A 12,537-nucleotide genomic window follows, 5' to 3' on the forward strand; every position below is an offset into this window, starting at 1 on the left:
GCGATGGCAGCGCTCGGCGGATCGGGACTCGCGGCAGCGCTGCTCGTCACCGCGACCGCGTGTCTGACGAGCGGCTGCTCGACGCTCGGCTACTACGCACAGGCGGTCTCGGGACACCTCGCGATCGTGCGGGCGGCGCGGCCCGTCGCCGACTGGGTCGCCGACCCGGCAACGCCGCCGGCGCTGAAGCAGCGCCTCGAACTCAGTCAGCAGATGCGCGACTTCGCGGTGCAGAAGGTCGGGCTGCCCGACAACGCGAGCTACCGTCGCTACGCCGACCTCGGGCGTCCGGCGGCGGTGTGGAACGTCGTCGCCGCGCCCGAGCTCGGCCTTCGGCTCAAGACCTGGTGCTTCGTCGTGGTCGGCTGCGTCGGCTACCGCGGCTACTTCGACGAGGCCGCCGCCGAGGCGCTCGGCGCCGAGCTGCGCGCGGAGGGCTGGGACGTCGCGGTCTACCCGGTGCCGGCCTACTCGACGCTCGGCGCGCTGCCGGGTTCGTGGTTCGCCGACCCGCTGCTCAACACCTTCATCCGGCAGCCAGACGGCGAGCTGGCGCGGCTGATCTTCCACGAGCTCGCGCACCAGGTCGCGTTCGCCAAGGGCGACACGCTGTTCAACGAGTCGTTCGCGACCGCGGTCGAGCGCATCGGCGCGACGCGCTGGCTCGCGACGCACGCGGACGCGGCAGCGCTCGCCGCCGACGCCCGCCGCGATCAGCGTCGTGCCGACTTCCGCCGGCTCGTGATGCGCTACCGCGGCGAGCTCGAGGTGCTCTACGCCAGCCCGGCGAGCGAGGCCGACAAGCGCGCCGGCAAGGCACGCGTGCTGCAGGCGATGCGCGACGACTACGCCGAGCTCAAGCGCACGCGTTGGGACGGCTACGCCGGCTACGACCGCTGGTTCGAGCACGCCAACAACGCGTCGATCGGCGTCCTTTCCGCCTACAACGACGCCGCGCCGGCCTTCGAGCGCCTGTTCGAGCGCGAAGGGCGCGACTTTGCGCGCTTCTACGCCGAGGTGCGGCGCCTCGCGGCCGCCAGCCGTGCCGAGCGCCGCGCCGCGCTCGGCATCGATGACGCCGCCGCGCCTGGCGGCAAGGACGAACCCCGATGATCATCCGCTTCCGTCGCCAGCACGCGCTCGGTCTCGTCGAGATGCGCAGACTGGTCAGGCCCTGGATCCGCGACCTCGCGGCGCGCTACGCGTTGCAGACCTTCGTGGTGAAGGGCAGGAACGCCGACGTGGTCAAGTTCTCGCGCGCCGGTGTCGACGGCGAAGTCAGCGTCGGCGCCGACCACGTCGAGGTGAGCGCGCAGTTCGGGTTCCTGTTCGCCGCGTTCGGTCAGACCATCGGCGCCGAGATCGAGAAGAACCTCGACGCGTTCATGGCCGACGCGAGGCGCGCCTCTGCTGAAGCGACCGCTGCGGGCGCACCGTCAGGCAGCGACGCACCCGGCGCGGGCCCTGCGGCCGAGGCGGGCGCCGACCACCTCGACGGGGCCGCCGCAGCGCCGGGTGCGCGAACGCCGCCCCGCGCTGACGCCGGGCCCGGGCGCACGGCGGCGAAACGTGCCGGGAAAGCGAGCGATCCGAGCGCTGCGCCCCGGCCCGCACCTGGCGGCGCCGCTGCCGTCGATCGGGCGGCCGCGAAGCGACGCTCCCGCAAGGCGTGAGCCCGGCTGGCGCGCGCGTTGGGGTCGCGTCGCGCGTGGTGTCGCTGCTCGTCGTCGGGCTGCTCGGACTGCTCGCGCTCTACGTGGCGCTCTGCGCGCTGCTGTTCTTGGTGCAGCGCTCGCTCATCTACTACCCGCAGCCCGGACGCGCCGGCGGCGCCCAAACCATCGCGCTTGCCGCTCCCGATGCCGCACTCAACGTCGGCGTGCGGCCGCATCCCGGACACCGAGCGGTGCTCTACTTCGGCGGCAACGCCGAGGACGTCGGCGGGAGCCTGCCGACGCTCGCGGCGGCCTTTCCCGATCGCGCGCTGTTCCTGATGCACTACCGCGGCTACGGCGGCAGCAGCGGCGCGCCGAGCGAGCGCGCGCTCGTCGACGACGCCGTGCGGCTGTTCGATCACGCTTTCGCCGAGCATCCGGACGTGACGGTGGTCGGGCGCAGCCTCGGCAGCGGCGTCGCCGCGCAGCTCGCGGCGCGCCGGCCGGTCGCGCGGGTCGTGCTCGTCACACCGTACGACAGCGTCGAGGCGCTCGCCGCCGCTCAGTTCCCGTTCGTGCCGGTGCGCTGGCTGCTGCGCGACCGCTTCGATTCGGCGTCGGTGGCGCCGCGCATCGCCGTGCCGACGACGCTGGTGATCGCCGAGCACGACGAGGTGATCCCGCGCGCCAACTCGGAGCGCCTGCGTGAGCGCTTCGCACCGGGCGTCGCCAGCTGGCGTGTCTTGCCTCGCACCGGTCACAACTCGATTTCGGAGAGCCCGGAGTACCTGGACGCGCTGCGCGGGGATCAGCCCGCTCGTACCCGCGGACTCGGGCCACTGAGCGCCCACCGGTGAGCGCCCTGCCGCGGGCGCACCACATGCCTGTCGGCGTCGTGGTGCGAACCCGGGCAGGCGCGAACGCGGCGTCGACCCAGCGCACCGCGCCGCGGCTCGCGTTCCACGCCGGCGCAACCCGGTCCCTACAATCGCGCGCTCCATGCCAGCCATTTCGTTCCAGAACGTCGGCAAGACGTTCGCGTCGCCGCGCGGGAGCGTGCGGGCCCTCGACGACGTGAGCTTCGACATCGAGGCCGGCGAGTTCTTCGGGCTGCTCGGCCCGAATGGTGCCGGCAAGACCACGCTGATCAGCATCCTTGCGGGCCTCGCGCGCGCGACCAGCGGCCACATCACGGTGCTCGGCCACGACGTCGTCACCGCGTACGCCGACGCGCGGCGCAGCCTCGGCATCGTGCCGCAGGAGCTGGTGTTCGACCCGTTCTTCAGCGTGCGCGAGGCGCTGCGCATCCAGAGCGGCTATTTCGGCGTGCGCGGCAACGACGCGTGGATCGACGAGCTGCTCGTCAACCTGGGCCTGGCGGACAAGGCGAACGCCAACATGCGCCAGCTCTCGGGCGGCATGAAGCGCCGCGTGCTGGTTGCCCAGGCGCTGGTCCACCGGCCGCCGGTGATCGTGCTCGACGAGCCGACCGCGGGGGTCGACGTCGAGCTGCGCCAGACGCTCTGGCAGTTCGTCGCCCGCCTCAACAAGGAGGGCCATACGGTGCTGCTGACCACGCACTACCTCGAGGAAGCCGAGGCGCTGTGCCATCGCATCGCGATGCTCAAGCAAGGCCGCGTGGTCGCACTCGACCGCACCTCGGCGCTGCTCGCGGGCACCGCGAGCACGATGCTGCGCTTCAAGCTCGACAAGCCGCTGCCGGCGCAACTGGCCGATCGGGCCCGGGTCACCGGCCGCATCGTGCAGCTGAAGGCGCACGACGCGCGCGAGGTCGAGTCGATCCTCGCGGTGCTGCACGGCGCCGGCTGCGAGCCGGAAGACCTGGAAATCGGCCGCGCCGACCTCGAGGACGTGTTCATCGAGATCATGCAGGGCGAGACGCCGGCACGGGTCGCCGCATGAACGCGCCCGCACGACCGCCGGAAGGTGGCGCAGCGGCTGGCGACGCGCTCGCGGCGCGCCCGGCCGCGACGCGTTTGCGCCCACGGCCGCGCATCGACACCACCCTGCTCGCCGGCGCCCGCACGCTGCTCTACAAGGAGGTGCTGCGCTTCTGGAAGGTGAGCTTCCAGACCGTCGCGGCGCCGGTGCTCACCGCGATGCTGTACCTGCTGATCTTCGGCCACGTGCTCGAGGGCCGGGTCACGGTGTTCGAATCGGTCGGCTACACGAGCTTCCTGATTCCGGGCCTCGTGATGATGAGCGTGCTGCAGAACGCATTCGCCAACAGCAGCTCGTCGCTCATTCAAAGCAAGATCACCGGCAACCTGGTCTTTTTGCTGGTCGCGCCGCTCTCGCACTGGGCCTGGTTCGTCGCCTACGTCGGTGCGTCGGTGGTGCGCGGGGTGGCGGTCGGCGCCGGCGTGCTGCTGGTGACGGTGTGGTTCGCGCCGCTGCACGTGGCCAACGCGCTGTGGGTGCTCGTGTTCACGCTCTGCGGCGCGACGCTGATGGGCGCGCTCGGCCTGCTCGCGGGCCTCTGGGCCGAAAAGTTCGACCAGATCGCGGCGTTCCAGAACTTCATCATCATGCCGATGACGTTCCTCTCGGGCGTCTTCTACTCGGTGAAGTCGCTGCCGCCGTTCTGGTACGAGGCGAGCCACCTGAACCCGTTCTTCTACATGGTCGACGGCTTCCGGCACGGCTTCTTCGGCACCAGCGACGTCTCGCCGTGGACCAGCCTGGCGGTCGTGCTGGCGAGCCTCGTCGTCGTCTGCGGCACCTGCCTGCACCTGCTGCGCATCGGCTACAAGATCCGCCACTAGGCAGACCGCCTGCGCGCACCGCTTAGACTTTCCCGATGGCCGAACCGACCCCTGCCGACCTCGAGCGTTTCATCGCGGACGGGCTCGCCTGCGAGCACGTCGAGGTGACCGGCGACGGGCGCCACTTCTTCGCGACCATCGTGTCGAGCGAGTTCGAGGGCGCCAGCCGCATCCGCCGCCACCAGAGGGTTTACCAGGCGCTCGGCGATAGAATGCGCGACGAAATCCATGCGCTGTCGATGAGAACGCTGACCCCCACCGAGTGGACGCTGGACGCCAGCCAGGCGGGGTCGGGCGCGTCGGCCTCCCACCACCGCTGATCCTTCGGCCGCGGCTTCGCGGCAGGCTCGCTGCCCGTCGTTGTGCGCCGTGCGGCGCCGCCCGCCGGTCCGCACCGGGCAGCTTCTGACGAAGATCGATCGATGGACAAACTCCGCATCCGTGGGGGCCGCCGGCTGAACGGCGAGATCGCCATCGCGGGCGCGAAGAACGCCGCGCTTCCCGAGCTGTGCGCCGCGCTGCTCACCGCCGAGCCGGTGACGCTGGCCAACGTGCCCAAGCTGCACGACGTGCAGACAATGCTCAAGCTCCTGCGCGTGATGGGCGTCGCGACGCGCCCGAGCGAGAGCAGCGAGGACGCGCTGGTGCTCGACGCCGGCCGCATCGTCTCGCGCGAGGCGCCGTACGACCTCGTCAAGACGATGCGGGCGTCGATCCTCGTGCTCGGCCCGCTGCTCGCACGCTTCGGCGAGGCGCGCGTCTCGCTGCCCGGCGGCTGCGCGATCGGCACCCGGCCGGTCGACCAGCACATCAAGGGCTTGCAGGCGATGGGCGCCGACATCGTGGTCGAGCACGGCTACATCATCGCCCGCGCCGAACGCCTCAAGGGCGCGCGCATCACGACCGACATGGTCACGGTCACCGGCACCGAGAACCTGCTGATGGCGGCGACGCTCGCCGACGGCGAGACGGTGCTCGAGAACGCGGCGCAGGAGCCCGAGGTCCCTGACCTCGCCGAGATGCTGATCGCGATGGGCGCGCGCATCGAGGGCCACGGCACCAGCCGCATCCGCATCGAGGGCGTTCGCGAGCTGCACGGCGTCTCGCACCGGGTGGTGCCCGACCGCATCGAGGCGGGCACGTTCCTGTGCGCGGTGGCGGCGGCCGGCGGCGACGTGGTGCTGCGTGGCGCGCGCGCCGACCACCTCGAGGCGGTGATCGACAAGCTGCGCGAGGCCGGCGCGAGCATCGAGGCCGGCGACGGCTGGGTGCGCGTCGCGAGCGACGGCAAGCTGCGTGCGGTGAGCTTCCGCACCAGCGAGTACCCGGCGTTCCCGACCGACATGCAGGCGCAGCTGATGGCGGTCGACTGCATCGGCGAAGGCTCGGCGTCGATCGCCGAGACGATCTTCGAGAGCCGCTTCAACCACATCCCGGAATTGATGCGCCTGGGCGCCAGGATCGAGGTCGATGGCCGCGTCGCGCTGGTGCAGGGCACGCCCCGCCTGTCGGGCGCGACCGTGATGGCCACCGACCTGCGCGCGTCGGCGGGCCTCGTGATCGCCGGCCTCGTGGCCGATGGCGAGACCATCGTCGACCGCATCTACCACCTCGACCGCGGCTACGACCGCATGGAGGTCAAGCTGCGCGAGCTCGGCGCCGACATCGAGCGGCTGCGATGAGCGCCGTTTTCAGCCTGTCGGCGGGGCCGCGATGATCACGCTCGCGCTGTCCAAAGGTCGCATCCTCGACGAGGCACTGCCGCTGCTCGCCGCCGCCGGCATCGAGCTCGCCGAGGACCCCGAGAAGAGTCGCAAGCTGATCATCGGCACCGACCGCGCCGACGTCCGCATCGTGCTGGTGCGCGCGAGCGACGTGCCGACCTACGTGCAGCACGGCGGCGCGGACCTCGGCGTGGTCGGCAAGGACACGCTGCTCGAGCACGGCGGCGACGGCCTCTACCAGCCGCTCGACCTGCGCATCGCGGCGTGCCGCATGAGCGTCGCGGCGCGCGCCGACTTCGACTATGCGAACGCGGTGCGCCAGGGCTCGCGCATCCGCGTCGCGACCAAGTTCACGCAGATCGCGCGCGATCACTTCGCCGACAAGGGCGTCCACGTCGACCTGATCAAGCTCTACGGCTCCATGGAGCTCGCGCCGCTGACGGGACTCGCGGACGCCATCGTCGATCTCGTCGCATCGGGCAACACGCTGCGCGCCAACCATCTCGTCGAGGTCGAATCGATCATGCAGATCTCGGCACGTCTGGTGGTCAACAAGGCCGCGCTCAAGCTGCAGCGCGAGCCGATCCGGCGCCTGATCGACGCGCTCGGGGCGGCGGTGGAAGGTCGCGATGCCGGAGCGTCGTGCGGCACCCCTCTGGAGGCGCGTGCATGAGCGCCGAGACGATCGCGCTGCGCCAGTTCGCGACCACCGACGCCGACTTCGAAGCGGCGTTCGCCGGCGTGCTGCGGCCGTCCGAAGCGGCCGACGCAGCGATCGACGCGGCCGCCGCCGCGATCCTCGCCGACGTGCGCACGCGCGGCGACGCCGCGGTGCTCGAGTACACGCGCCGCTTCGACCGCCTCGATGCACCGTCGGTGGCCGCACTCGAGATCGGTCGCAGCGAGCTGCAGCAGTCCCTCGCGGCGATCACGCCGGCGCAGCGCGCCGCGCTCGAATCGGCCGCCGAACGACTGCGCATCTTCCACGAGCGCCAGCTCGAGGTGAGCGGGCGCAGCTGGAGCTATCGGGACGCCGACGACAGCCTGCTCGGCCAGAAGGTGACGCCGCTCGACCGCGTCGGCATCTACGTGCCCGGCGGCAAGGCCGCATACCCGTCGAGCGTGCTGATGAACGCGATCCCGGCCAAGGTCGCCGGCGTCGGCGAGATCGTGATGGTGGTGCCGACGCCGGCGGCGGTGCCGGCCGGCGCGACTGCCGCGCGCGGCGAGCGCAACCCGCTGGTGCTCGCCGCAGCAGCGATCGCCGGCGTCGATCGCGTCGTCACGATCGGCGGCGCGCAGGCGGTCGGCGCGCTCGCCTACGGCACCGCGACCATCCGCGCCGTCGACAAGATCACCGGCCCCGGCAACGCCTACGTCGCGGCCGCCAAGCGGCGCGTCTTCGGGCTGGTCGGCATCGACATGATCGCGGGCCCGAGCGAGATCCTGGTCCTTGCCGACGGCAGCACGCCGGCCGACTGGGTGGCGATGGACCTGTTCAGCCAGGCCGAGCACGACGAGCTCGCGCAAAGCATCCTGCTCTGTCCCGACGCGGGTTACCTCAGCCGGGTGCGCGAGGCGATCGAGCGCCTGCTGCCGACGATGCCCCGGTCCGCGGTGATCCGCGCGTCGCTCGAGGGCCGCGGCGCGCTGATCCACACGCGCTCGATGGAAGAGGCGTGCGAGATCAGCAACCGCATCGCGCCCGAGCACCTCGAGGTGAGCGCGCGCGACCCGGGCCGCTGGGAGCCGCTGCTGCGCCACGCCGGTGCGATCTTCCTCGGCGCGTACACGAGCGAGAGCCTCGGCGACTATTGCGCCGGGCCGAACCACGTGCTGCCGACGGCGGGCACCGCACGCTTCTCGTCGCCGCTCGGCGTCTACGACTTCCAGAAGCGCAGCAGCATCATCGAAGTGAGCGAGCGCGGCGCCCGTGTGCTCGGGCCCATCGCCGCCGAGCTCGCGTTCGGCGAGGGGTTGCATGCGCACGCGCAGGCGGCGTTGCTGCGCATGCCCGAGTTACCGGAAGGCGCGGCGACCGTGGGTGAAAGTGGTCGCCCGGCGGCGAACGCGACGAGCGCCGCGGCGGCGTCCGGTGCGTCGGCCGGCGGTGCCGGGCCTGAAGCCGACGGGGGCGCTGCCGCCGGCGATAGCGCCGACGGCGGCGGAGGCGGCAAGTGAGCGCGAGCCTCGCCGAGCGCATGCGCCGCGTCGTCCGCCAGGACGTGCAGTCGATGCACGCCTATGCCGTGCAGCCGAGCGCCGGGCTCGTCAAGCTCGACGCGATGGAGAACCCGTTCCGCCTCCCCGAGCCGCTGCAGCGCGAACTCGGCGAGCGGCTGGGCCGGGTCGCCATCAACCGCTACCCGGCCGGCTGCGTCGCCGACGTGATCGCGGCGCTCTCGATCTACGTCGACCTGCCGGACGGCTGCAAGCTGATGCTCGGCAACGGCTCCGACGAGTTGATCTCGCTGCTCGCGCTCGCCTGCGACGCACCGGGCCCGGACGGCGGCCCGGCGACCATCGTCGCGCCGGTGCCCGGGTTCGTGATGTACGAGATGTCGGCGCGCCTGCAGGGCCTTCGCTTCGTCGGCGTGCCGCTCACCGCCGACTTCGAGCTCGACGCCGACGCGATGGTCGCGGCGATGGAGCGGCACCGGCCGGCGCTCACCTACATCGCGTATCCGAACAACCCGACCGCGAACCTGTTCGACGAGCGCGCGGTCGAGCGGGTGGTCGAGGCGGTCGCGCGCCACGCCGGCTTCGTGGTATTCGACGAGGCCTACCAGCCGTTCGCGTCGCGCACCTGGATGGCGCGCCTTGCCGACCACGACCACGTGGTCGTGATGCGCACGCTCAGCAAGTTCGGCCTCGCGGGCGTACGCCTCGGCTACCTCGCCGCACGGGCAGCGCTCGTCGACGAGTTCGACAAGGTGCGCCCGCCGTACAACATCAGCGCGCTCAACGCCGAGGCGACGCTGTTCGCGATCGAGCACGCCGGCACCTTCGCGGCGCAGGCGGCGCTGCTGCGCGCCGAGCGCGAGCGCCTGCTGCGCATGCTGGCCGAGCTGCCGAACGCGAGGCCGTTCCCGAGCGAAGCCAACATGATCCTGGTGCGCGTGCCCGACGCGGCGGCGTCGTTCGCCGGCATGAAGGCGCGCGGCGTCCTCGTGAAGAACGTGTCGGCGCTGCACCCGCTGCTCGCGAACTGCCTGCGGCTGACGGTCGGCACGCCCGACGAGAATCGCCTCATGTTCGACGCGCTCGTCGCGACGCTGTAGGCTCCGACCCGCTTCCTGCTCCCGCCCTTGACTGCCGAGACCCCGATGAACGCCGAGCCGCGCACCGCCACGATCCAGCGCGACACCAAGGAGACGCAGATCCGCGTCGCCGTCAACCTCGACGGCAGCGGGCGCGCGAAGCTCGCCACCGGCATCGGCTTCTTCGATCACATGCTCGACCAGATCGCCCGCCACGGGCTGATCGACCTCGACATCGACGCCACCGGCGACCTCCACATCGACGGCCATCACACGGTCGAGGACGTCGGCATCACGCTCGGCATGGCGGTCGGCAAGGCAGTCGGCGACAAGAAGGGCCTCACCCGCTACGGGCACGCCTACGTGCCGCTCGACGAGGCGCTGTCGCGCGTCGTCGTCGACTTTTCCGGCCGGCCGGGCCTCGTCATGAACGTGCCGTGGAAGGCCGGGATGATCGGCGGCTTCGACGTGCAGCTCGCGCACGAGTTCTTCCAGGGCTTCGCCAACCACGCACTCGTCACGCTGCACATCGACAACCTGCGCGGCGAGAACGCGCACCATCAGTGCGAGACGGTGTTCAAGGCGTTCGCGCGCGCACTGCGCAGCGCGCTCGAGCTCGACCCGCGCAGCGCCGGGGTGGTGCCCTCGACCAAGGGCACGCTCTAGTCGCGCGCGCGGCGCCAGCGGCCGCCGCGATTCACGACAACCTGCTTTCCTCACATCTGCCATGCGCGTCGTCGCGATCGTCGATCACGGAATGGGCAACCTGCGCTCGGTCGAGCAGGCGGTGCGCCACGTCGCGCGCGAAGCCGCCGCGGTCGGGGGACCCAGCTTCGACGTCGTCGTCACGGCCGATCCGGATCAGGTGCGGGCGGCCGAACGCATCGTGCTGCCGGGGCAGGGGGCGATGCGCGACTGCATGCACGAGCTGCAGTCGCTCGGGCTCGAACCGGCGGTTCGCGAGGCGGCGGCGACGAAGCCGCTGCTCGGCGTCTGCGTGGGCATGCAGATGCTGCTCGACTGCAGCGAGGAGGGCGCCGGTGCCGACGGCGTGCCGACACCCGGCCTCGGCCTCATCACCGGCGAGGTGCTGCGCTTTCGGCTCGAGGGGCGCCTGCAGCCCGACGGCAGCCGCTTCAAGGTGCCGCAGATGGGCTGGAACAGCGTCACCCAGGTCGTTCACGAAGGCCGCGTGCACCCGCTCTGGAACGGCGTGCCCGACGACGCGTACTTCTACTTCGTGCACAGCTACTACGCGCGGCCGTTCGACCCGCGGCACAGCGCCGGCGAGACCGACTACGGCGGCCGCTTTACCTCCGTGCTGGCGCGCGATAACATTTTCGCCACGCAGTTCCACCCCGAGAAGAGCGCCGCCAACGGCCTGGCTCTCTACCGAAACTTCCTGCACTGGAACCCCTGAGCCGCGCGGCTGCGCGTCGGCTCCCTTCCCGCCCGTCCCGCACGTTCGAACTGCGGCGCCCCACCTCCCAGACCTTCGGCCATGTTGCTGATTCCCGCGATCGACCTGAAAGACGGTCACTGTGTTCGGCTCAAGCAAGGCAACATGGACGACTCGACGGTCTTCAGCGAAGACCCGGCAGCCATGGCGCGGCGCTGGGTCGATGCCGGGGCGCGGCGCCTGCACCTCGTCGACCTGAACGGCGCGTTCGCCGGCAAGCCGGTCAACGAGAGCGCGGTCAAGGCGATCATTGCCGAGGTCGGCGACGAAATCCCGGTGCAGCTCGGCGGCGGCATCCGCGACCTCGACACCATCGAGCGCTACCTCGACGACGGCCTGTCGTACATCATCATCGGCACCGCGGCGGTCAAGAGCCCCGGCTTCCTGCGCGATGCCTGCACCGCGTTCGGCGGCCACATCATCGTGGGGCTCGACGCCAAGGACGGCAAGGTCGCCACCGACGGCTGGAGCAAGCTCACCGGCCACGAGGTGATCGACCTCGCCAGGAAGTTCGAGGACTACGGCGTCGACGGCCTCATCTACACCGACATCGGCCGCGACGGCATGCTGAGCGGCATCAACATCGACGCCACCGTCAAGCTTGCGCAGGCACTGAAGATCCCCATCTTCGCGTCGGGCGGCCTGTCGAGCCTTGCCGACATCGATCGCCTCTGCGCGGTCGCCGACCAGGGCATCGAGGGCGTGATCTGCGGTCGCGCCATCTACAGCGGCGATCTCGACTTCGCTGCCGCACAGGCGCGCGCCGACGAGCTCACCGCCGACGCCTGACGGCGGCGGCCGACCACCTTCCGGGCCTGCCGGCCGCGCCGGCCGCTCGCCACCACCCATGCTGGCCAAACGAATCATTCCGTGCCTCGACGTGACCGCCGGTCGCGTGGTCAAGGGGGTCAACTTCGTCGAACTGCGCGACGCCGGCGATCCGGTCGAGATCGCGGCGCGCTACAACGAGCAGGGCGCCGACGAGCTCACGTTCCTCGACATCACCGCCACCAGCGACGGTCGCGACGTCATCCTGCACATCATCGAAGCGGTCGCGTCGCAGGTCTTCATTCCGCTCACGGTCGGTGGCGGCGTGCGCACGGTCGCCGACGTGCGACGCCTGCTGAACGCAGGCGCCGACAAGGTGAGCTTCAACTCGGCCGCGGTCGCCAACCCGCAGGTGATCTTCGATTCGGCGGCGCGCTACGGCTCGCAGGCGATCGTCGTGGCGATCGACGCCAAGCGGCGCGCGAACGGCGACGGCTGGGACGTCTACACGCGCGGCGGACGCACCAACACCGGGCTGGACGCGGTCGAGTGGGCCACCCGCATGGCCGCGGCCGGCGCCGGCGAGCTGCTGCTGACCAGCATGGACCGCGACGGCACGCGCAGCGGCTTCGACCTCGCGCTGACGCGTGCGGTGAGCGACGCGGTACCGGTGCCGGTCATCGCCTCGGGCGGCGTCGGGGCGCTCGAGCACCTGTCGGAAGGCATTCGGGTCGGCGGCGCCGACGCCGTGCTCGCCGCGAGCATCTTCCACTACGGCGAGTTCACGGTCGGCCAGGCGAAGGCGCTGCTCGCGCGCGACGGCGTGCCGGTGCGCACATGAGCCCTTTCTTCCTTGTGGCGCTCATCACCCGCGCCGGCGTGCCG

14 protein-coding genes are annotated in these 12,537 nt (G+C 71.4%); all 14 read left to right on the forward strand.

All coding sequences use genetic code 11. The annotated features are described in order from the left end of the window. Nucleotides 1-3 precede the first annotated feature (3 nt). The 14 genes from HQN59_RS12810 to hisF all read left to right on the forward strand — a co-directional run bounded on the left by HQN59_RS12810 (nt 4) and on the right by hisF (nt 12,493). Nucleotides 4-1,113, forward strand: coding sequence for an aminopeptidase (locus HQN59_RS12810; protein ID WP_176069488.1), 1,110 nt, complete (start codon nt 4-6; stop codon nt 1,111-1,113). Further along, nucleotides 1,110-1,673 (forward strand): polyhydroxyalkanoic acid system family protein, encoded by a 564-nt coding sequence (locus HQN59_RS12815; RefSeq protein WP_176069489.1) that lies wholly within the window; start codon nt 1,110-1,112, stop codon nt 1,671-1,673. The genes HQN59_RS12810 and HQN59_RS12815 overlap by 4 nt, the downstream gene beginning before the upstream one ends. Continuing rightward, nucleotides 1,670-2,512, forward strand: a complete 843-nt coding sequence (locus tag HQN59_RS12820; RefSeq protein WP_176069490.1) for an alpha/beta fold hydrolase — start codon at nt 1,670-1,672, stop codon at nt 2,510-2,512. Before HQN59_RS12815 ends, HQN59_RS12820 begins: the two co-directional genes overlap by 4 nt. A 142-nt stretch (nt 2,513-2,654) precedes the next feature. Beyond that, on the forward strand, nt 2,655-3,578 hold the full coding sequence (locus tag HQN59_RS12825) for an ABC transporter ATP-binding protein (RefSeq protein ID WP_176069491.1): 924 nt from the start codon (nt 2,655-2,657) through the stop codon (nt 3,576-3,578). Beyond that, a complete protein-coding gene (locus HQN59_RS12830) occupies nt 3,575-4,441 on the forward strand; it encodes an ABC transporter permease (protein ID WP_176069492.1) in 867 nt (288 codons plus the stop codon). The genes HQN59_RS12825 and HQN59_RS12830 overlap by 4 nt, the downstream gene beginning before the upstream one ends. A 35-nt stretch (nt 4,442-4,476) precedes the next feature. After that, nucleotides 4,477-4,761 carry a BolA family protein gene (locus tag HQN59_RS12835; RefSeq protein ID WP_176069493.1) on the forward strand — a complete coding sequence of 95 codons (285 nt, stop codon included), beginning with the start codon at nt 4,477-4,479 and terminating at the stop codon, nt 4,759-4,761. 102 nt (nt 4,762-4,863) lie between these two features. Continuing rightward, nucleotides 4,864-6,123 carry a UDP-N-acetylglucosamine 1-carboxyvinyltransferase gene (gene murA, locus HQN59_RS12840; RefSeq protein ID WP_176069494.1) on the forward strand — a complete coding sequence of 420 codons (1,260 nt, stop codon included), beginning with the start codon at nt 4,864-4,866 and terminating at the stop codon, nt 6,121-6,123. Between the two features lie 31 nt (nt 6,124-6,154). Then, a complete protein-coding gene (gene hisG, locus HQN59_RS12845) occupies nt 6,155-6,838 on the forward strand; it encodes an ATP phosphoribosyltransferase (RefSeq protein ID WP_176069495.1) in 684 nt (227 codons plus the stop codon). Further along, nucleotides 6,835-8,346, forward strand: coding sequence for a histidinol dehydrogenase (gene hisD / locus HQN59_RS12850; protein ID WP_176069496.1), 1,512 nt, complete (start codon nt 6,835-6,837; stop codon nt 8,344-8,346). The genes hisG and hisD overlap by 4 nt, the downstream gene beginning before the upstream one ends. 20 nt (nt 8,347-8,366) lie before the next feature. Next, nucleotides 8,367-9,446, forward strand: coding sequence for a histidinol-phosphate transaminase (gene hisC, locus HQN59_RS12855; protein ID WP_176069584.1), 1,080 nt, complete (start codon nt 8,367-8,369; stop codon nt 9,444-9,446). Between the two features lie 15 nt (nt 9,447-9,461). Continuing rightward, a complete protein-coding gene (gene hisB / locus HQN59_RS12860) occupies nt 9,462-10,091 on the forward strand; it encodes an imidazoleglycerol-phosphate dehydratase HisB (protein WP_425342725.1) in 630 nt (209 codons plus the stop codon). A 61-nt stretch (nt 10,092-10,152) separates the two neighbouring features. Continuing rightward, entirely contained in the window at nt 10,153-10,845 is a 693-nt protein-coding gene (hisH, locus tag HQN59_RS12865; protein WP_176069498.1) for an imidazole glycerol phosphate synthase subunit HisH, read from the forward strand. 81 nt (nt 10,846-10,926) lie between these two features. Continuing rightward, nucleotides 10,927-11,673 carry a 1-(5-phosphoribosyl)-5-[(5-phosphoribosylamino)methylideneamino]imidazole-4-carboxamide isomerase gene (gene hisA / locus HQN59_RS12870; protein WP_176069499.1) on the forward strand — a complete coding sequence of 249 codons (747 nt, stop codon included), beginning with the start codon at nt 10,927-10,929 and terminating at the stop codon, nt 11,671-11,673. A 58-nt stretch (nt 11,674-11,731) separates the two neighbouring features. Then, entirely contained in the window at nt 11,732-12,493 is a 762-nt protein-coding gene (hisF, locus tag HQN59_RS12875) for an imidazole glycerol phosphate synthase subunit HisF (RefSeq protein ID WP_176069500.1), read from the forward strand. Nucleotides 12,494-12,537 lie beyond the last annotated feature (44 nt).

This window comes from Rhizobacter koreensis (genome assembly GCF_013366375.1).
Taxonomy (GTDB): Bacteria; Pseudomonadota; Gammaproteobacteria; order Burkholderiales; family Burkholderiaceae_C; genus Schlegelella_A; species Schlegelella_A koreensis.

Bases quoted from the DNA above. Each gene is read 5' to 3' on its own strand.
- hisH (WP_176069498.1), top strand. From the start codon at position 10,153: ATGCGCGTCGTCGCGATCGTCGATCACGGAATGGGCAACCTGCGCTCG.
- hisD (WP_176069496.1), top strand. From the start codon at position 6,835: ATGAGCGCCGAGACGATCGCGCTGCGCCAGTTCGCGACCACCGACGCC.
- HQN59_RS12815 (WP_176069489.1), top strand. From the start codon at position 1,110: ATGATCATCCGCTTCCGTCGCCAGCACGCGCTCGGTCTCGTCGAGATG.
- HQN59_RS12825 (WP_176069491.1), top strand. From the start codon at position 2,655: ATGCCAGCCATTTCGTTCCAGAACGTCGGCAAGACGTTCGCGTCGCCG.
- hisG (WP_176069495.1), top strand. From the start codon at position 6,155: ATGATCACGCTCGCGCTGTCCAAAGGTCGCATCCTCGACGAGGCACTG.
- hisF (WP_176069500.1), top strand. From the start codon at position 11,732: ATGCTGGCCAAACGAATCATTCCGTGCCTCGACGTGACCGCCGGTCGC.
- murA (WP_176069494.1), top strand. From the start codon at position 4,864: ATGGACAAACTCCGCATCCGTGGGGGCCGCCGGCTGAACGGCGAGATC.
- hisA (WP_176069499.1), top strand. From the start codon at position 10,927: ATGTTGCTGATTCCCGCGATCGACCTGAAAGACGGTCACTGTGTTCGG.
- hisC (WP_176069584.1), top strand. From the start codon at position 8,367: ATGCGCCGCGTCGTCCGCCAGGACGTGCAGTCGATGCACGCCTATGCC.
- HQN59_RS12835 (WP_176069493.1), top strand. From the start codon at position 4,477: ATGGCCGAACCGACCCCTGCCGACCTCGAGCGTTTCATCGCGGACGGG.
- HQN59_RS12810 (WP_176069488.1), top strand. From the start codon at position 4: ATGGCAGCGCTCGGCGGATCGGGACTCGCGGCAGCGCTGCTCGTCACC.
- HQN59_RS12830 (WP_176069492.1), top strand. From the start codon at position 3,575: ATGAACGCGCCCGCACGACCGCCGGAAGGTGGCGCAGCGGCTGGCGAC.